The sequence below is a fragment of the Vitreimonas sp. genome (assembly GCF_035627415.1).
In the GTDB taxonomy this organism is placed as follows: domain Bacteria; phylum Pseudomonadota; class Alphaproteobacteria; order Caulobacterales; family Aquidulcibacteraceae; genus Vitreimonas.
Genome location: NZ_DASPLU010000031.1, coordinates 47,139 through 65,469 on the forward strand (window position 1 = coordinate 47,139; position 18,331 = coordinate 65,469).

The 18,331-nt window shown below is 66.2% G+C and carries 18 protein-coding genes; 6 read left to right on the forward strand and 12 right to left on the reverse strand.

Annotated features, from left to right (window positions below):
- Positions 1-171 precede the first annotated feature (171 nt).
- Positions 172-2,076 (forward strand): arginine--tRNA ligase, encoded by a 1,905-nt coding sequence (gene argS / locus VEA80_RS16270; protein WP_325061825.1) that lies wholly within the window; start codon positions 172-174, stop codon positions 2,074-2,076.
- A gap of 998 nt (positions 2,077-3,074) precedes the next feature.
- On the opposite strand, the gene VEA80_RS16275 is transcribed toward argS, so the two are convergent.
- Positions 3,075-3,629 (reverse strand): TIGR00645 family protein, encoded by a 555-nt coding sequence (locus tag VEA80_RS16275; RefSeq protein ID WP_325061826.1) that lies wholly within the window; start codon positions 3,627-3,629, stop codon positions 3,075-3,077.
- Positions 3,630-3,750: 121 nt separating this feature from the next.
- Here VEA80_RS16275 and VEA80_RS16280 point away from each other — a divergent pair, with 121 nt between their 5' ends.
- Positions 3,751-4,179, forward strand: a complete 429-nt coding sequence (locus tag VEA80_RS16280) for an MAPEG family protein (protein ID WP_325061827.1) — start codon at positions 3,751-3,753, stop codon at positions 4,177-4,179.
- A gap of 102 nt (positions 4,180-4,281) precedes the next feature.
- On the opposite strand, the gene VEA80_RS16285 is transcribed toward VEA80_RS16280, so the two are convergent.
- The 3 genes from VEA80_RS16285 to VEA80_RS16295 form a co-directional block, all read right to left on the reverse strand.
- Entirely contained in the window at positions 4,282-5,388 is a 1,107-nt protein-coding gene (locus VEA80_RS16285) for an SO2930 family diheme c-type cytochrome (RefSeq protein WP_325061828.1), read from the reverse strand.
- Positions 5,388-6,608 carry a parallel beta-helix domain-containing protein gene (locus VEA80_RS16290; RefSeq protein WP_325061829.1) on the reverse strand — a complete coding sequence of 407 codons (1,221 nt, stop codon included), beginning with the start codon at positions 6,606-6,608 and terminating at the stop codon, positions 5,388-5,390. Before VEA80_RS16290 ends, VEA80_RS16285 begins: the two co-directional genes overlap by 1 nt.
- Positions 6,609-6,688: 80 nt before the next feature.
- The gene (locus VEA80_RS16295; protein WP_325061830.1) at positions 6,689-6,901 is read right to left on the reverse strand and encodes a hypothetical protein; all 213 of its coding nucleotides are present in this window, start codon (positions 6,899-6,901) and stop codon (positions 6,689-6,691) included.
- A gap of 68 nt (positions 6,902-6,969) precedes the next feature.
- Between VEA80_RS16295 and VEA80_RS16300 the strand changes: the two genes are divergently transcribed.
- Positions 6,970-7,632 (forward strand): DUF6498-containing protein, encoded by a 663-nt coding sequence (locus VEA80_RS16300; RefSeq protein ID WP_325061831.1) that lies wholly within the window; start codon positions 6,970-6,972, stop codon positions 7,630-7,632.
- Here the strand turns inward: VEA80_RS16300 and VEA80_RS16305 are convergent.
- The 7 genes from VEA80_RS16305 to VEA80_RS16335 form a co-directional block, all read right to left on the reverse strand.
- Positions 7,623-8,057: an NUDIX hydrolase gene (locus VEA80_RS16305; protein WP_325061832.1), complete on the reverse strand. Its 435-nt coding sequence runs from the start codon at positions 8,055-8,057 to the stop codon at positions 7,623-7,625. The genes VEA80_RS16300 and VEA80_RS16305 overlap by 10 nt on opposite strands.
- A 324-nt stretch (positions 8,058-8,381) precedes the next feature.
- A complete protein-coding gene (locus VEA80_RS16310; protein WP_250689515.1) occupies positions 8,382-8,540 on the reverse strand; it encodes a hypothetical protein in 159 nt (52 codons plus the stop codon).
- A 156-nt stretch (positions 8,541-8,696) separates the two neighbouring features.
- On the reverse strand, positions 8,697-10,094 hold the full coding sequence (locus VEA80_RS16315) for an FAD-binding oxidoreductase (RefSeq protein ID WP_325061833.1): 1,398 nt from the start codon (positions 10,092-10,094) through the stop codon (positions 8,697-8,699).
- A 45-nt stretch (positions 10,095-10,139) separates the two neighbouring features.
- On the reverse strand, positions 10,140-11,057 hold the full coding sequence (locus VEA80_RS16320) for an L-threonylcarbamoyladenylate synthase (protein ID WP_325061834.1): 918 nt from the start codon (positions 11,055-11,057) through the stop codon (positions 10,140-10,142).
- On the reverse strand, positions 11,054-12,394 hold the full coding sequence (locus VEA80_RS16325; protein WP_325061835.1) for a cytochrome b/b6 domain-containing protein: 1,341 nt from the start codon (positions 12,392-12,394) through the stop codon (positions 11,054-11,056). The genes VEA80_RS16320 and VEA80_RS16325 overlap by 4 nt, the downstream gene beginning before the upstream one ends.
- A 3-nt stretch (positions 12,395-12,397) precedes the next feature.
- The gene (locus VEA80_RS16330) at positions 12,398-13,102 is read right to left on the reverse strand and encodes a YceI family protein (protein WP_325061836.1); all 705 of its coding nucleotides are present in this window, start codon (positions 13,100-13,102) and stop codon (positions 12,398-12,400) included.
- Positions 13,103-13,202: 100 nt separating this feature from the next.
- Positions 13,203-13,868: a YceI family protein gene (locus VEA80_RS16335; RefSeq protein WP_325061837.1), complete on the reverse strand. Its 666-nt coding sequence runs from the start codon at positions 13,866-13,868 to the stop codon at positions 13,203-13,205.
- Between the two features lie 102 nt (positions 13,869-13,970).
- Between VEA80_RS16335 and VEA80_RS16340 the strand changes: the two genes are divergently transcribed.
- The gene (locus VEA80_RS16340; RefSeq protein WP_325061838.1) at positions 13,971-15,599 is read left to right on the forward strand and encodes an acyl-CoA dehydrogenase family protein; all 1,629 of its coding nucleotides are present in this window, start codon (positions 13,971-13,973) and stop codon (positions 15,597-15,599) included.
- 3 nt (positions 15,600-15,602) lie between these two features.
- On the opposite strand, the gene VEA80_RS16345 is transcribed toward VEA80_RS16340, so the two are convergent.
- Positions 15,603-16,820, reverse strand: coding sequence for a DUF2235 domain-containing protein (locus VEA80_RS16345; protein WP_325061839.1), 1,218 nt, complete (start codon positions 16,818-16,820; stop codon positions 15,603-15,605).
- 147 nt (positions 16,821-16,967) lie between these two features.
- Between VEA80_RS16345 and VEA80_RS16350 the strand changes: the two genes are divergently transcribed.
- Together VEA80_RS16350 and VEA80_RS16355 are read left to right on the forward strand one after the other, a co-directional pair.
- Positions 16,968-18,029, forward strand: a complete 1,062-nt coding sequence (locus VEA80_RS16350; RefSeq protein ID WP_349257279.1) for an MBL fold metallo-hydrolase — start codon at positions 16,968-16,970, stop codon at positions 18,027-18,029.
- The gene (locus tag VEA80_RS16355) at positions 18,016-18,321 is read left to right on the forward strand and encodes a hypothetical protein (RefSeq protein WP_325061841.1); all 306 of its coding nucleotides are present in this window, start codon (positions 18,016-18,018) and stop codon (positions 18,319-18,321) included. The genes VEA80_RS16350 and VEA80_RS16355 overlap by 14 nt, the downstream gene beginning before the upstream one ends.
- Positions 18,322-18,331: the final 10 nt, after the last annotated feature.

An 18,331-nucleotide genomic window follows, 5' to 3' on the forward strand; every position in this document is an offset into this window, starting at 1 on the left:
GGTGGAGCCACGTGAGGCGTCTTCTTCATCGTCCGCGCGCGCACCTCCTCCGGCCGCTTCGCCCGCCTGCGCTCTTCGAGCTTCGGCGGACAAGCGGCCACCTCCTCCATCGAGGAGGAGGTGGGTCATCGAACCTTGACGTAATCTGCTCCAAACCCCATCCCGCAGACCATGAAAGACCTCGCGAGCAAACTCACCACCGCCAACGCGGAGGTGTTTAGGGGGCTAGGCCTCGATCCCAAGCACGCCGACGTGCGCCGTTCCGATCGTCCGGACCTCGGCGAGTTCCAAGCCAATGGCGCGCTGGCCGTCGCGAAGGCCGCCGGCAAGAAGCCGCAAGAGGTGGCGCAATCAGTCGCCGCCGCCTGGACTGCGACTGATCTCGCATCTGCGCCGACCGTCGCCGGCCCAGGCTTTCTCAACTTCAAAGTCACCGCCGAAGCGCTGGCGCAGCGCGCCCAGTTCGTCGCCGACGATGCGAAAGCCGGCGCAACGCCGGTGGAGCAGAAGCGCCGCGTCGTCGTCGATTATGGCGGCCCCAACGTCGCCAAAGGCATGCACGTGGGGCACCTGCGCGCCTCGATCATCGGCGAGAGCGTCAAGCGCATCTACCGCTTTCGCGGCGACGAAGTGTGGGGCGACGCGCATTTCGGCGATTGGGGCTTCCAGATGGGCCTCGTCATCGCCGCGCTCGAAGACGAACTCGGCGGCTTCGACGATCGCGCCAAGCTCGAAGCGCGCCTGAAGACGCTGACGCTCGAACAATTAGAAGCGATCTATCCAACCTACGCCGCCAAGGTGAAAGACGGCGACATCGCCGTGCGCGACCGCGCCCGGCGCGCCACGGCGCAGCTGCAAGCCGGCAGCGAACTCCACCGCACCATTTGGAAAGCCATGCACGACGTCTCGATGGCGGCGCAGAAGCGCGACTTCCATGCGCTCGGCGTCGACTTCGATCTCTGGCTCGGCGAAAGCGACGCCGATCCGCTGATCCCTGAAATGGTCAAGGACCTCGAAGCCAAGGGCTTGCTCGAAGAAGACCAAGGCGCCCGAATCCTGCGCGTCGCCAAGCCGGGCGAAACAAAGAAGAAGAAGCTCGACGACGGCACGGTGGTCGAAGTCGAAAGCCCCGATCCGCTGCTGGTGGTGTCGAGCGAAGGCTCGGCCATGTACGGCACGACCGATCTCGCCACCATCGTCCAGCGCGTGCGCGATCAAACGCCGGACATGATCCTCTACGTCGTCGATCAGCGCCAGGCCGATCACTTCGAGCAGGTCTACCGCGCCGCCGCGAAAGCCGGCTACATCGCCCGCGACAAGCTCGAACATGTCGGCTTCGGCACCATGAACGGGCCCGACGGCAAGCCGTTCAAGACCCGCGCCGGCGGCGTCCTGAAGCTGCAGGATCTGATCGGTCAGGCCGAAGAGAAAGCGCGTGCGCGCCTGCACGAAGCGGGGCTCGGCGAAGAATACGGCGCCGCCGAATTCGAGGACATCGCCCACAAAGTGGCGATCGCCGCGATAAAGTTCGCCGATCTCTCCAACTTCCGCGGCACCTCCTACGTCTTCGATCTCGACCGCTTCATGAGCTTCGAAGGCAAGACCGGCCCGTATCTGCTCTACCAAGCCGTCCGCATCAAAAGCATCCTGCGCAAAGCCGAGGAGATGGGTTTGCTCGAACCCTCTCCCCCCTTGTGGGGGAGAGGGCAGGGAGAGGGGGGGCGTTCCGACGCGCAGGCGCCTGAGCGTTTGCACGCCCCCCACCCCCCAACCCCCTCCCCACAAGGGGGAGGGGGAGTCATCGCGATCGAACACGAAGCCGAGCGCACGCTCGCGCTTGCGCTCGACGCCTTCGACGGCGCTTTGCGCGCCGCCTACGACAAGAAGGCGCCGCACTTCCTGGCCGAACACGCCTACGCGCTTGCCCAGGCCTTCTCCGGCTTCTACGCCAACTGCCCGATCCTGCCGTCGGAAGGCGCCATCCGCGTGTCGCGCTTGGCGCTCGCGGCGGCGACGTTGAAACAGCTTACGCGGACGCTAGACCTGCTCGGCATCGAAGTGCCAGAGCGGATGTAACGCGGACCTCGTGCTCCCCCTCGATGGGGGAGCTGTCATCGGCCGAAGCCGCAGGCGGAGGCGGATGACTGAGGGGGTGAGGCCCGCCAGCCTTTCCGGCATGGCCTTATGAGGCTTCGTCTTCGGCGGCGGAGCGCGCACCCCTCCGTCAGCGCGCTCGCGCACGCTGACACCTCCCATCGCCGCAGCGGTCGCCCCTAATCGTGAGCTCGCACAATTGCGCGCCCAGTGTGACGGAAACGAGGATAGATGCGCGCTCTATCCCCCATGTTTCCGCGCAAAAAACCAATCCGATCAAAGCCCGCGCAGAAATCAATCCGACAGCGCCAGACCTGGCGTATAATGCCCTTGCTCTCACACGAGAGGATTTCGAAGAGCTCCGAAGCTTTGAAATGTGAGCGCATCGACCGGCGCGGCAGACGTCGCTTCGAGGGGAGGGAGAAAGCGTTGTGATCTTTGTGCGGCTTTTGTGCCTTCGTGTTTAAACACAAAGGGCACCAAGAACGTCACGAAGGACACGAAGCGGCGTCTTCTCATCGTTGAGGAAGTCCGCGGACGTGGGAATGTCGAGAGGGCCCTTGAGAGAGGGTACGACGCTTTCCAGGTTCGAAGGGCGAAGCGAACGATGTCTGCATTGCCTGCGGGGCGTGAAACCGCAGGGGTCCGGGATTCATCGGAGAATCTCGACGCGCTGAACCGGCTCGTGGCCATAAGGAGCCAAGGCCCCTGCGTGCTCTGTGCGTTGGTGAGCCACAAACTCCTGGTCGCCAATCCGGGAATAACGGCCGATCACGGGGCGCGTTCGACGCGCAGCGTTGCGTAGCGATACGCATCGCAACCTAGGAAACTACCCCAGCGCGTCCGACGCGCCCCGCCTCTCATGGAGGCAGTAGGCAGTTGGCAGTTGGCAGTCGTTTTTCGAGCCCGGCGTCGGCCGGTGCGCAGACGCGCCTATTGCCTACTGCCTACTGCCGACTGCCCGAGCGCGCGAAGCGCACTCAACCTTGCGCCGCGTTGTGCGCCTTCTGCTCGATCCAATCCATGGTGGCGACGCAGACGCCGGAAACGATGAAGGTCAGATGGATGATCACGTACCAGAGCAATTGCTGCTCGGTGTAGTTGGCGAGGTTCATGAAGATCTTCAGCAGATGAATGCCGCTGATGGCGACGATCGAGGCGATCAGCTTGATCTTCAAGCCGCTGAAATCGAGCGTGCCCATCCATTCGGGACGGTCCTTGTCGCGATGGGCGGTTTCGATCTTGGAGACAAAGTTTTCGTAGCCGGAGAAAAGAATGATCAGCACCAGATTCCCCGCGAGCGAAAGGTCGACCAGCGTCAGCACCAGCAGGATGATGTCGGTCTCGTCCATTTCCAGAATGAATGGCGCCGTGTTCACCAGTTCGCGGAAGAAGGTGACGATCAGGATCGCCAGCGCGCCGATCAGGCCGAGATAAACCGGCGCCATCAGCCAGCGGCTGGCGTAGATCACCCATTCCAGCGCCTTCTCCAGGAAGGGCGAATTATCGCGTTCTGCGGCGTCGTTGCGGCTCATGGAATCCCCGTTTGGCGCGAACCTAGGCGCCTCGCAGCCGCGCGCCAAGCGAACTCCCGTAGCGGTAGTGCTTGCCAGCCGCGCAAACCCGCTCATGATTGCGCCTGCGGGGAGGACACTCATGTACGATTACGGAATGATCGCGCCGGTCGTTGCGCTGGTGATCTGGTCGCTGGTGATGCTGGTCTGGCTTTACGCCACACGCATCCCGGCCATGGCGAAAGCGAAAGTGAAGCCCGGCCAGGCTACCAAGGCGCAGATGGAAGCGCTGCCCAGCGCCAACGTCGCCAACAACTACAACCATCTGATGGAGCAGCCGACGCTGTTCTACGCGCTCTGCTTTGCGCTGCAGCTGATGGATCAGGCGCACGAGATCAATATTGGCTTGGCCTGGCTCTACGTCGCCATCCGCGTTGTGCATTCCATCCTGCAAGCGACGGTGAACGTCATCGTCATCCGCTTCTCGGTCTTCGTGATCGGCTCGCTGGTGCTGATGGCGCTGGCGGTCCACGCGGCGATGGCGGTGGGTTTCTTGCCCAATCTGCACTGACACCCATTCCCGGATTGGCGCGCAGCGCCAAGTCCGGGGCCCATAAACACGAGTGTAGGGAGGGGAAACACCGGCACTCAAAGAAGCCGGGCATGGGTGGAGCTAGTCGCTCGACCCGTCCTCTCGCATCGCGCCGATCCATTCGCGCATCAGCGCAACGCCGCGCTCATCGACCAGCGTGCGTCCCAGCTCCGGCATCATCACGCCCGGATCGGTCGACGCCATCCGATGCACCAGGATCGAGCGCTCCGGATGTCCCGGCTCAATGGCGAAATCAAACCCGCCCGAAGCGCGCCCCGCCGCAACCGGCCGCTTGCCAACGCCCCAAAGCGCCGGATCGCTCTGGCTCCAGCGCAGATCGAGCCCAGAGGTGTGGCCTGGGCCTTCGGGGTTATGACAATGCGCGCAATTCACATCGAGATAGGCGCGGGCGCGCTGACCGATTGTGCCGTCTTCCGGGTCGAAGGCATGGGGCACATAAGGCACGTCATCAGGAACTTGATCCAAGAGACCATTGGACAGCCAATAATTCAGCTGGTCCTCTGCCTCACTCTCCAGAACCATCGAGCCTATCGAACGACGAGGGTAATACAGGTATCGATTCAAATTCCGCGCGCTCGGCCCGATCGGCACGAACTCGCCAGCCCGATCGTGGCAAGCCTTGCATTGGTTGCGGTTCGGCACGGCCCAGTCGAGCGCGATGGCTTCACCATCTTCGTCCGTGAAGCTCACCGGCACATCCGCGCCGATCGGCGAATAGCGCGCCTCGGTCTGCTCTTCATTCCAGACGTAAGGATAGGCGACCCAGCCTTCTTCGCGGCGGATCAGCAACCGCGTTTCGATGAAGCGCACGTTCTCGGTCGGCGCCCGCATGTCGGCGGCGAAGGCGAAGGTCTTGATCAGCACCGTGCCGACCGGAAAGTCGAACACGTCGTCGGCGCTGTAGCGGGCCTGCGATCCCGAAGGGATATAGACGTGGCGGAACTTCAGCGCCCCGTCCGAATAGAGCGCGGTGTTGAGCTCATAGGGCGTCACCCGCGGATTGGGCTGGGTCATGCGCACGTCGCGGAAGAAGCGATAATGCGACAGAAGCGGCGCGGGCGTCTCAGCCATGACGACCCGGTCGTCCACGTTCGGCGGCGGCATGCGCTGGGCCGCCGCCGAAGTGACGAGCGCAAGACACGCCAGGATCGTCAGCCCGAAACGCATCAGTCGCGGATCCGCACGGCTTCCGGCTCCGCCACATCCAGCAGCGGCGGCGGCGTCGGGTCGGGCGCGGCCTCCGTCAGCGGCGTGCCGGCGACGGCGAGGCCGAGCGACAGGAACGAGCCCTGTCCGGAGCGTGTCGAGGTGTTGTCGCGCACGACAATGCGCGGCGTGGCGACGGTCGGCATATGAACGACCGTGTACATATACGAGCCGTCCCACAGCACGTCGGGCATCGGCACGCCCATTTGCGCGAGACCGGCCAGATCGCCAGCCGGCGCAAAGCCGGTGTTGCCGAAGCTATTGTCGCGAATGACGATGTCGCGCGCGACCGGGACGTACTCGCGGTCGTCATATTCGTTGCGATAGGCCGTGATCAGCACGTTTACCGTGCCGTTGTCGGCGATCTCGTTCTCGAACACGTGGACGTTGCGGTTGGCCATGATGAGGACGCCGGTGCCGGTCGGCACGCTGGCGACGATATTGCCCGCCGGGGCGAAGTTCGGCGTGTCGTTGTTGACGATGCGGTTCTCGAACACCCGCACCGAATGGCCGCCCTTTTGCGGCAGGCCGGGCAGGTCGAACACCAGGATGCCGCCGGTATTGCGCGTCGCCGTGTTGCCGAACACGTCGGCGTTGTAGGAGTTCTCGATCTCGATGCCGGCGACGTTGAACTCGGCCGTATTGTCGCGAACGATGATGTTGCGCGACTGGCCGACATAGATGCCGGCGTCCGAGGCCCCGCGGGCGATCGAGCGCTCGATCAGCACGTTGGAGCAGTTGACCGGATAGAGCCCATAGGCGCCGTTCTCCGGGTTCGGCCCGCGCGTCCATTCCACCCGCACTTCGCGGATATGGATGCCGTTGCAGTCGCGCGCCTTGATCGCGTCGCCGCGGGCGTTCTCGACGGCAAAGCCCCGCAAGCTGACGCCGTCGGAGGTGATCAGCAGCCCTTCGGCGCCGCGGCGCTGGCCGTCGAAGGAAAGAATCGAGCGGTCTTCGCCTTCGCCGCGGATGGTGACGCGGTCGACATCGAGCGAAAGGCCGGCGGTGAGTTCAAACCGTCCGCGGCCGAGCTGTACCGTATCGCCTGGTTCAGCCTCGATCAAAGCCGTCTGCAGCTGCTGCTCGGCTTCAGGACCGGGGCGGATGCGCCAAGTGCGGGCCTCGGCGGCGCCGGCGAAGATCAGAGCCGCCGCGGCGGCGGCTGCGAACAGCCTCATACGAAACTCCTCCCGAAATCGACGGGCGGAGTTTGCCGGCTGAGGCCGGCCTGTAAAGGCTTGACGCTGCCACGCGCGCGTCAGCGTCGCCGCAGGGCGAGGCCGATCAGGAGGCCAGCCGCGACGACGAGGCCGGCGATCAAGAGCGGGCGATCTTGCCATTGCTGCTTCAGATACGCCTGCGTCTCGTCGAGGCTCTCGTTCAGGCTGTCGCTGAGGCTCGGCGCGGGGCCTGCCGTTGCGCCAGTGTCTACGGGGCCGGAAGCGCGGCCGTCGCCACTGCCGATGGACATGTCTCGTCTCTCCCGTTTGATCTTCGCAGCGGTGCGGAGCAAGCTCCCCGTCCGAAGGGAGCGAACGCATGGGGGAGGCGGCTGTTCCGAATCGGCACGGGCGCGCCGCGCTGATCGCGGCGATCGGCTTCAATCTCGTGCCGGTCGTCGGCGTTCTGTTCTGGGGCTGGAGCGCCTTCGCGCTCATCTTTCTCTATTGGCTCGAGAACGTCGTCATCGGCGGGCGCACGTTGCTCAGCATGGCGATCAGCGGCATCGTCGGCGGCGCCAACTTCGTCGGCGTGCTCTTCTTCTGCGCCTTCTTCACCTTGCACTACGGCCTCTTCTGCTTCGCGCACGGCTCGTTCGTCGTCGGCATGTTCGCCGGCGAGGCGCTCGGCTCGAACATGCTCGACCTTCCCGGCGCGGCGCGGGCGCTGTTCGCGCTGCAGCCCGGCCTGAGCTGGGGGCTCGCCTCCATCGTGCTCTGGCAAGCGCTGCAGCTGACGCTATTCGTTGTGCGCGGCGAGGCGGCCGGGACCAATCCCTTGGCGCTGATGGCCGCGCCTTACCCGCGCATCGTCATCCTGCACCTCGCCATCATCTTCGGCGGCTTCCTGCTGATGCTGATGGACGAGCCGCTTGCGGGGCTGGTCGTGCTGGCGCTGGTGAAGACGGGGTTCGACGTCGCCGAAGCGACCGGCAGGGCGCCGTCCTTCAATCTTGCGCGCGGCGCGCTTCGTCAGTCCTGAAGCAGGCGGCGGCCAGCTTCGATGACCCGCAACGTTTCGGCCCACAGACCAAGGCTCGCGAGTTCGGCCGGCGTGAAGAAGCGGGCTTCACGGGCGTCATCGCCCGCCTTCGGTTCGCCGCAGGTCCAGCGCGCCGCATAGTCGATCAGCACGTAATGGTTCCAGGGCGGCTCGTCCGGCGCGCCGCTGCGGCTCATGAGGCCGTCGACGACATCGACGAGACCGACAAGCTCGGCCTCGCATCCAGTCTCTTCCTTCAGTTCGCGCAGCGCGGCGTCGGCGACGCGCTCGCCCCATTCGATTCGCCCGCCCGGCAGCGACCAGTGATTCTCGAGCGGCGGGGCGCCGCGCCGGATCAGCAGCACGTCGTCGCCTTTGAAACAGACGGCGCCGACGGCGGCGATCGGGCGGCGGGGTTCGCTCATCTCCTCTTGATGCGGCGCCGCACTTCTACGCCGCAAGCGCAGAACGCGCCGAGACGCGATGCGAAGTGCGCAAGTGATGGCTGCCGACCGCGCCGGCGATCGTGGGACGGCGTTTGCAGAGACGCCTTGAACGCAGCTTCGCCAGCGCTGCCGCCGCCCCGACGGCGGCGACCCGTAAATTTTTGGAACAAAACAGCTTTTTCGAGCGCGACTGGATCGGTGCGGCGGCCCGAAAACAAAGATGCGCGACGCTCTCGCGCCGCGCATCGATTGGACATTCGTCCTTGTTCGTTGGAGCGCGCAATGCGCTCGAAGGGTCTCGTGTTAGCGAGCCGCCTTCTTCGCACGCTTCGCCTTCTTCTTGGCGGCGGTCTTGCGCGGCGCCTTCTTGGCGGCCTTCTTCGTTGCAGTCTTACGCGTGGCCTTCTTGGCCTTCGCCTTCTTCGCGACCTTCTTGGCCGCCTTCTTCGCTTTCTTAGCCATGCCCTGGCTCCTTTGCTTACGGCAACGCAGCCGCAGTACGTCTTCAATATGTCATGCGCAAGCACATTCGCTAGCGAAAAGATTCATCGCGATGAATCTGCAACAGCGATTCTGCAGTTGAGCATCGCGCAACGCGGTGATGCTTGGATCGTTTCGCTACACTTCAGTTGCGATGAGCGCGCGCGGGTTCATCACGTTCATCGGGTCGAGCGCGCGCTTGAGCGTCCGCATCAGCTGAATCGATTCGGCGTCCTTGAAGCGAACGAGGTCGGCCTTGCGCGCAACGCCGATGCCGTGTTCGGCCGAGATCGAGCCGCCGAGCGCAGTGGCGATCTCGTTGACCGTCTGGGTGAGGGCGGCGCCGGGAAAGGCGGACGCGTCCATGCCGAGCGGCTGCATCGCCGTGTAGTGGAAGTTGCCGTCGCCCATGTGGCCGAAGGCGACGATCCGCGCGCCGGGGCAGCGCGCTTCCATCGCCGCATTGGCCTGCGCCAAGAACGCCGGCGTCTGCGAAACCGGCACGCTGACGTCGTGATTGACCTGCGCGCCTTCGGGCCGGTGGCCGGCCGAGATGTCTTCGCGAATGCGCCAGAAATCCCTTGCCTGGCTTGCGTTTTCGGCGATCAGGACGTTCTGCGCCTCGCCCGTTTCGAGCGCCTGTTGGAGTGCGCCGGCTACGGTCTCGCGCAGCGTTTCGGCCTGCATGCCTTCGAATTCGATCAGCACCTGATAGGGCGCGCCGGGGAGCGGATCGCGCCGGCCGACGACGTTCTTGACGACGAGATCGATCGAGAGCCGGTTCATGATCTCGAAGGCCGCGACCGCGCCGGTCACGCCCTTCATGTGGTGGAGCAACTGCAGCGCCGCCTCGGGCGACGGCGTTGCGACCAGCGCCACTTCGTGCGCGCGCGGGCGGGGGAAGAGCTTCAGGCTCGCCGCGGTGACGATGCCCAGCGTTCCCTCCGCGCCGATGAAGAGCTGCTTCAGGTCGTAGCCGGTATTGTCCTTCCTCAGCCCCTTGAGGCCTCGATAGATGCGTCCGTCCGGAAGCACCGCTTCGACGCCGAGCACGAGGTCGCGCATCATGCCGTAGCGCAGCACGTGCACGCCGCCGGCGTTGGTGGAGATGAGGCCGCCGATGGTCGCGCTGCCTTCGCTGGCGAGACTCAGAGGGAAGAGTCGGTCCGAATCACTCGCGGCTTGCTGCACCGCAGTGAGCACGCATCCGGCTTCGGCGATGAGCGAGTCGTTGTCGGCGTCGATCTCGCGGATGCGGTTCATGCGTTTGAGCGAAACCAAGACTTCACCATCCGGGATCTGGCCGCCGACGAGTCCGGTGTTGCCGCCCTGGGTCGTGATCTTGGCGCCGTGTTCGATGCAGATGCGTACGGTGTCGGCCGCCTCCTCAGTGCTCGCCGGCAAGGCGGCGACCGGCGTGCGGCCGGCGAATTTCCCGCGCCATTCAGAGAGATAGGGCGCCAGGGCGGGGGCGTCGGTGATCACGCCTTTGGGGCCGAGGCGGGTCGTGAGCTTGGCGATCAGGTCGGCGGTCATGGCGCGAGAGATAGCACAAGCGCGAACTGCCATGTCGGTCCAAGTCTAGCTTCGTGGCGCGGCCGCTCTCGCCAGCCGATCACGAATCGCTTCGCCGAGGCCCTGTGCCGGGATCGGCGCGACGGCGATCGTCTCGGCGCCCGTCGCATCGAGCGAACGCAGCGCCGCGTAGAGATTGGCGGCGGCTTCGACGAGATCGCCGCGCGCGGAGAGCGTCACCCCGCCCGGAGGCGCTGGCGCGCCGAAGGCCAGGTAGGCTTCGCCCGGACGCGGCCCCTCGGCGTCGAGGCGGATGCGCGCGCGCGGTGCGTAGTGGCTCTCGAGCATGCCGGGCGATTGCACCTTGCCGCCGTGCGCGATCGAAACGGGACCGACCAGCGCTTCGATCTGTGCGCGCGAGATCGCGCCCGGCCGCAGCAACGTGACTTCGCCGTCATCGCCAACGGCGACGATCGTCGACTCGAGCCCGATCGGGCAGGCGCCGCCGTCGAGCACGAGATCGACACGGTCGCCCAGATCCTCTGCGGCGTGCTGGGCGGCGGTGGCGCTGACATGTCCGGAACGGTTGGCGCTCGGCGCTACGATCGGGCCGCCGAAAGCGGCGAGCAGTTCCCGCGCCATTGGATGCGACGGCGCGCGCAGGGCTACGGTGGCGAGCCCGGCGCAGGCGAGTTCGACGATGCGGCTCTCGGCGCGGCGGCGGGCGACGACCGTGAACGGGCCAGGCCAGAACGCGCGCGCGAGCTTCAGCGCGTTCTCATGCAGATGCGCGTGCTGTTCGGCCTCGGCGAGGCCGGGCACATGCGCGATCAGCGGGTTGAACTGCGGCCGGCCCTTGGCCTCGTAAATGCGCGCAACCGCATGCGGATTGGCGGCGTCAGCGCCCAGGCCATAGACCGTCTCGGTCGGGAAGACGACGAGCCCGCCGGCGCGCAGGATCTCGGCGGCGCGGCCGATGCTCATGGCTGGCGGAGGGCTTCGACGTGAAGGGAAAGGTCGATCTCGCGCGAGATCATTTCATCCGCGTCGGTGTCCTTGCCAATGTCGAAGTCGCGGCGGTCGAGTTGGGTAATGCTTGTCATCACCGCCCGATCGCCGTCGATCGCCAGCGTGAACGGCAGCGTGAAACTGCGGCTGCGGCCGCGGATCGTCAGTTCGCCGCGCGCTTCGTAGGCGTCGCCGCCGAGGCGGCGGAAGTCGCCGGCGCGGAAGACGGCGGTCGGGTGCGCGGCAGCGTCGAACCATTCCGGACCGGGCAGGGCGCGGTCGTGCAGGGCGACGCCGTCTGTGGCCGAGGCCGTCTCGATGGTCACGACCACCCGGGACGCATCGAGATTGTTCGGATCGAAGCGGATGTCGGCGCGCCAACGGGTGAAGCGGCCCGCAAAGCGCGCGGCGCTTTCGCCGTCGTCATAGTCGAAGCCGAAGCCGATGGAGCTGGCCCGCGGATCGACACGCCACGGCGCCGGCGCGCCAATTTGTGGCGTCGCTGGCGCGGGCGCCGCTTCTGCGAGTGGAGCCTCCACGGCCGCCGGAGCGGTCTCGGTGATCTCGATTTCGGATTGCGCCTGCGGCCCTGCGCCGAGGCTCGACAGAGTGAAGAGCGCCGCGGCGACTCCGGCGAAGGTCAGCGCCAGCCCGCCGCCCAGTACGGCGAGGCGCGCGGGGTTCTTCGGCGCAGCCTCGCCGCCGGACAACGGCCGCAAACCCGGAACCATCAGCGTCAGAACGTTGTCGCGGTCGAGGACGTGGTGTTTCAGAGCGGCGGCGGCGTGCAGACCGGCAAGCACGATCGCGCCCCAGGCCATCAGTTCGTGCGCCTCCATGGCGAAATCGGCCACCTCTTCGCGCACGTCTGCGCCGGCATTCGGCAGACCGAACAGGTGCGGCACGACGAAGAGGCCGAACCAGCGCGTGGTCACGAGCAGCGGCGCGTCGTCGTGCTCGGACCAGCCGGCGGACACGTAGAGCCACCCCGTCAGCGGCAGCGCAACCATGAGCCCATAGAGCGCCCAGTGCGTGGCGTGAGCGACGAAGCGCTCCCACACCGGCATGTGCGCCGGCAGCGCCGGCGGCGGATTGGCGATCCGCCAGGCGACCTGCGCCAGGCTCAACGCCAGCACCGTGAGCCCGATCGACTTGTGCAGCTGATAGGTCTGGAAGAGCGCGTCGCTGACAACGCCGTCCTCCGCCTGATCGCTCATCCACCAGCCGAGCGGGATCATCAAGGCGATCGCGAACGCGATCGCCCAGTGCAGGACGATCGCGATCGCGGCGTAACGTTGAGCCGGCGCCGTCACGCTTTAGTTCACCGGCTCGGCCGGCTGCGCCGGGGCCGGCGTCGTCGTCGGTTGCGCCGGCTGGGTGAACTCGGCTTCGATCAGCAGCTCGACCTCGTCAGAGACGCCGTCCGATGCGCCCGCCGCGCTCGGCTGCAGCACGTTGAGGCCGTACTGCGAGCGCAGGAATGTCCCGCGCGCGGAGAAGCCGATCAGCGCGCCGGGGAAGCCCATCGGATGGCTGGCGTGGCTCGCATTGTAGGTGACCTCGAGCGTGATCGGATGGGTGATGTTGCGGATGGTGAGATCGCCGGTGACGCGGGCCGTGTTCGGGCCAGTGCGCTCGATCGCGGTAGAGCGGAACGTGGCGGTCGGGAATTGCGCGGCGTCGAGCCATTCGGAATTCTGCAGCTCGGCGTCGAAGTCCGTGGCGCCGATATATGGCGTATCGAGCGTATTTGCGGCGACGGTGGCTTCGACCCTCGATTGCTCCGGGTCCTCCGCGTTGAAGTTCAGCGCGCCGGTGACCCCATTGAACCGCAGCTGATAATTGGAGAGGCCAAAATGCTTTGCGCGGACCGTCACCGTGGTGTGGTTCGGATCGAGCTGATAGGTCCCTGACGGCGCGTTCACGGCGACCTGCGCCGGTTGTTCCTCGGGCGCGGTCTGGGCAGGCTGCGAACAAGCGGCCAGCGCAATGGCGGCGGCCGCAACAGTCCAAATCTTCATCTGAAGTCTCCCTCGCTAAGCGCCTTATGTGGGGTGACGGCGCCCCGGCCCGACAAGTACGCACACCGATGTGACCTGACGCACCCCGAGGTCAAGCGCCTCAGTCGCGCACCAGTTCGGCCTCGATGACGATCTGCACCTCGTCGCCGGCGAGGCCGCGCCAAGCGCCGACGCCCCATAGCGTGCGGTCGATCTCGCCGTGGCCGGCGAAGCCGAGCACCTGTGCGCCCCCGCGCAATGGATCGATCGACGCCCCCGCGAACGTGACCTCGAGCGTCATCGGGTGGGTCTGCCCGTTCATAGTGAGATCGCCGGTGACGCGGGCGGCGTGCGCGCCGGTGCGCTCGATCGCCGTGGAGACGAAGCTGATTTGTGGAGTGCGCTCGGCGCCGAGGGCGCGGCCGATCGAGCGGTCGAAGCTGCGTTCGCCGCGATTGTTCACAAGGCCGGTGTTCACCGAGGCGGCGTCGACGCTCGCCGTCAGACGCGAACGCGAAGGATCGGCGGGATCGAACTCGAACGCGGCGTCCTTTGTATCGAAGCGCGCGACGAAATAGGCCAGCGCCTGGTGGCGGATGCGGAAAAGCACCGAGGCGTGGCGCGGATCGAGCCGATAGGTTCCCGCCGGGAGGTCCACTGCAATCGGGTAGGTCTCGGCGGCCGGCGCGGCGGCGGCTGCGGAGAATGGCGGAGGCCGGTCGGCGGCTCCTTCGATGCTGACGCAGGCGGCAAGGCCGAAGCAAAGTAAGAGGGATAGTACGCGCATGCGAAAAGTCTCCTCCCCCGCACACATTCTAGCATGCGGCGCGGCGGCGGGTGTCGCGGCAACGTGACCTCGGTCTATGGTTTTCTCGACGGAGACACATCGATGACCTACGCCGCCCCGATCGCGGACATGCGCTTTGCGCTGGAGTCCTGCGCCGACCTCTGGCGCCTGCGCGAGCGCTATCCGGAGCTCGACGCCGATCTGCTCACCGCGATCCTCGAAGGCGCCGGCGCGCTGGCGGCGGAAACGCTTGCGCCGCTCAACCGCAGCGGCGACCGCGCCGGCGTGACGCTCGAGGGCGATGTCGTGCGTGCGGCGCCGGGTTTTCGCGAAGCCTATGAAGCCTTCAAAGCCGGCGGCTGGCAGGGGCTTGCGGCCGATCCGGCCTATGGCGGCCAAGGTCTGCCGCGCGCGGCAGCGCTCGCGGTGATGGAGACGATGCACGCCGCTAACATGAGCTTGGCGCTGCTGCCGATGCTGACGCTCGGCGCCATCGAAGCGATCGATCAGCATGGCGCGCCGGACCAGAAGGCGCTCTACCTGGAAAAGCTCGTCAGCGGCGAGTGGACCGGCACGATGAACCTGACCGAGCCGCAGGCCGGCTCGGACCTCGGCGTGCTCACGACGAAAGCTGTCCCGCAGGCGGACGGCTCCTACGCCATAACGGGGCAGAAGATTTTCATCACCTGGGGCGAGCACGATCTGGCGCCCAACATCATCCACCTGGTGCTGGCGCGCATCGAAGGGGCTCCGGCGGGATCGAAGGGCATCTCGCTCTTCATCGTCCCGAAATTCCGCTATGAAGACGGCTCGCGCAACGCCGTGCGCTGCATTGGCGTCGAAGAGAAAATGGGCATTCATGCTTCGCCCACTTGCACCATGGCCTATGAGGGGGCGCGCGGTTGGCTGATCGGCGAAGAGAACCGCGGCCTCGCAGCGATGTTCACGATGATGAACGCGGCGCGGCTCAATGTGGGCATGGAAGGCGTCGGCGTCGCGGAAGCCGCCTACCAGAAGGCGCTCGCGTACGCCCGCGAGCGCAAACAGGGCGGACGGCCGATCATCGAACATCCGGACGTGAAGCGCATGCTGATGACGATGCGCGCCAAGATCCAGGCTGGCCGTGCGATCTGCTACGCCTGCGCCGTCGCCGCCGACAGCGGCGATACGGCGATGGAGGATTTGCTTACGCCGATCGCCAAAGCCTGGTGCACAGATCTCGGGGTCGAGGTGTCCAGCCTGGGCGTGCAGGTGCACGGCGGCATGGGCTTCGTTGAAGAGGGCGGCGCGGCGCAATTCTACCGCGATGCGCGCATCGCCCCGATCTACGAAGGCACGAACGGCATCCAGGCGATCGATCTCTACGGCCGTAAGCTGCTCGGCGACCGCGGCGAGGCGATGCGGCGGTTGATCGGCGAAGCGAAGGCGGCGGCCGCAGGGCTCGGCGGCGCGGCGGGCGAGCGCCTAGCCGCCGCAGCTGCGACTCTTGGCGCGGCGACCGACTACATGCTCTCGGCGCCACGCGAAGACGCGCTCGCGGGCGCGGCTGCGTATCTCGCGCTCGCGGGCGACGTCGCCGGCGGCGCTCTCATCGCTCAGGGGCTCGCCCGCACTGCAAACAGCGAACAGCGCGCGCTGCTCGATTATTACACGCAGACGGTCCTCGCCCGTGCCGACGCGCGGCTGGCTGAAATCAAGATCGGCGCGGTCGCGCTGGCGGCGATCGCCTGATCCTCAGCGCTGGTGCTCTTTCAGCCATTCCTTGAGCGCAGGCTGGAACGGCTTCAACGGCGAGGGCCGATAGCGCGGCCGCGGCACGGCGGTGCGGTGGAAGACGTATTCGTCCAGCAGCAGCTCGGCGTCGGTGCGCGTGGGCCTTTCCTTGTCGCGCCAGATGCGGCGCGGGCGGAGCGGGTAATGCACTGGCTGCCAAGCCTTGGACATCTTCGGCCGCGAGATCGGCGCATCGTACCCGGCGTTGCGCAACGCCTCGTTCAGCGGCGACTCGTCCTCGCCGTAGGTGGCGTAGAAGCGTAGGCCCGCCTGGGCGGCGCCCTCGGTGATCCACTTCAGCGCCGCGGCTGAAAGATTGGAGCTTTCGCCGCCGCCGACATCGCCGTGGGTGCCGATGAACCAGCGCTGTTCGTAGGCGCGGCGGCCGAGGCGCTTGTTGTCGTCGTCCAAGCCTTCCCATAGCGAGCACGGAAAGCCGATTCGGCATTCGTCGATCGCCACCGCATGGCGGGCGTTGTCGACGTTGGGGCAGACGCGATTGTTGACGAAACTGAAGCGGCGCTTCTCGTGCCACGGCGTCATCGAGGCGACGACTTCGGCGAAGCCGCGTTGCGCCACCGTGTCGAACACGCCCAGATATTTGATGCGCGGCGCATCCGTCGTCTGCCGGCGCGTGCCGTCGGGATTGCGCTCGCCCTTGCCGTAGAGGCGCCGGAACTGCGCCGCTTCTTCCGCGTGCGCGCGCTTCTGTTCGTCCGTCGCATCGTCGCCGGGCGCGCGATAGTACAGGCGAAAGCCTTCGCGCGCTTTGTCGGTGTGCCGGCGGCTGACAATGCCGGCCGTGTTGATCAGGCCGGCCAGGCGGCGCGCGGCGAAGGCGCCGCGGCTAAAGCCGAAGATGTAGATCTCGTCGCCTGCTTCGTAATCGAACGCGAGCCGGAGATAGGTGTCGACGATGCCGTCTTCCAAACCTTCGCCGAAGGCCCCGCCGGCGAGCCTATTGAAGGTGTAGGAGACCTCTTCGAGGAAGCCGCGCTTAGCCAGCGCGCCGATCGAGGAGCCGACGCCGTGGGTGTAAATGACGGTCTGATGAATCATTGCGCCGTCGTCGCGCGTCTCCTTGTGGGCGACGCTGCGGGCGATGATGCCGATATTGGTCAGGTTCTGCTGGTGCAGGGACTGCCAGGTCCCGTCCATGCACACGACAATGCGCTTCATGCTTTCCCCCTTGCCTCGGCGCGGGGGCAGCTTAGCCGGTTTCCGGCGCTTGGTTAAAGCGGCGTCGGGCAGCTTTTAGAGGGTTCGCCCCATTTAGTAGCCGGGACGGCTCGGCTAGGCTGGGCGCTGGAGGCCAATTTCATGTCCATGGACGGGCTCGAGGAAGTGACGGAGCGGCGCAAGCCGCAGCTGGTCTATCCCTTGGGTGAGCCGCCGGAGGCCGGCGAGCCGCGCGAAATCGCGCCCGGCGTGCACTGGGTCCGCATGCCGCTGCCGTTCGCGCTGCAATGGATCAACCTCTGGCTGATCGAGGACGGCGAGGGGTGGACCATCGTCGACACGGGCGTGGCGCTCGAACAATCGCGCGAGTACTGGCGCAAGATTTTCGACACAACGCTGAAGGGCAAGCCGGTCACGCGCGTGATCTGCACGCACATGCACCCCGATCATATGGGCCTCGCCGGCTGGATCTGCCGCAAGTTCGGCGCGACGCTATGGATGAGCCGGCTCGAATACATCACCGGCCGCATGCTGGTGGCCGACACCGGCCGCGAGGCGCCGGAAGAGGGCGTGCGCTTCTATCGCGCCGCCGGCTGGGACGAAGACGCGATCGACAGCTACAAGATCCGTTTCGGCGGTTTCGGCAAAGCCGTTTCCAAAGTGCCGGACGCCTATCGGCGCATCAGCGACGGCGACGTGATCGAGATTGGCGGGCGGCCCTGGCGCGTCGTCACCGGCAACGGCCATTGCCCCGAGCATGTGTGCTTGTGGCAGGAAGAGCTGAAGCTCTTCATCTCCGGCGATCAGGTGCTGCCGCGGATATCATCCAACGTCTCGGTGTTTCCGACCGAGCCCGAAGGCGATCCGCTGGCGGACTGGATCAGCTCGTGTAAAAAGCTGCTCGCGACTGTGCCGAACGACGTGCTGGTGCTGCCCTCGCACAACGAACCGTTCAACGGGCTGCACGAGCGGCTGAACAATCTGATCGAGGGGCACGAGAAGGCGCTCGCGCGCGTGTTGCACCGGCTGCGGCAGGGGCCGAAGCGCGCGGTCGACCTGTTCGGCGCCTTGTTCGCGCGCAAGATCGGTCCGGACCTGCTTGGCATGGCGACGGGCGAAGCCATCGCGCATGCGAATTGCCTGATTGGGCGCGGGCTTGCGCGGGCGGTCCGCGACGAGGAAGGTGTGATCCGTTATGAGTCCGCCTAACCCACGCAATCTCGAGCGCCGCTCAAGCGCCGCCATGATCACCTTCTGCGCCGGCGCAGGTTTCTGCATCCTGGCCTACTTCCTCGGCATCGGCGCTGTGATCGGCGCGGCCTTGAGCGGCGGCGATCCAGCCATCGTCGCTGGCAGCATCTTCGGCGCGATCGGCGTCGCCATCATGGGAGTGATCGGTTTCGTCATGCTGATCGTGGGCGGCGTCTGGATGATCGTGCAGGTGATCGCCGATCAAAGCGGCGGCGCCGAAGAAAAGCGCTATCGTGACGTCGAACGCTGATTCGGAGCGC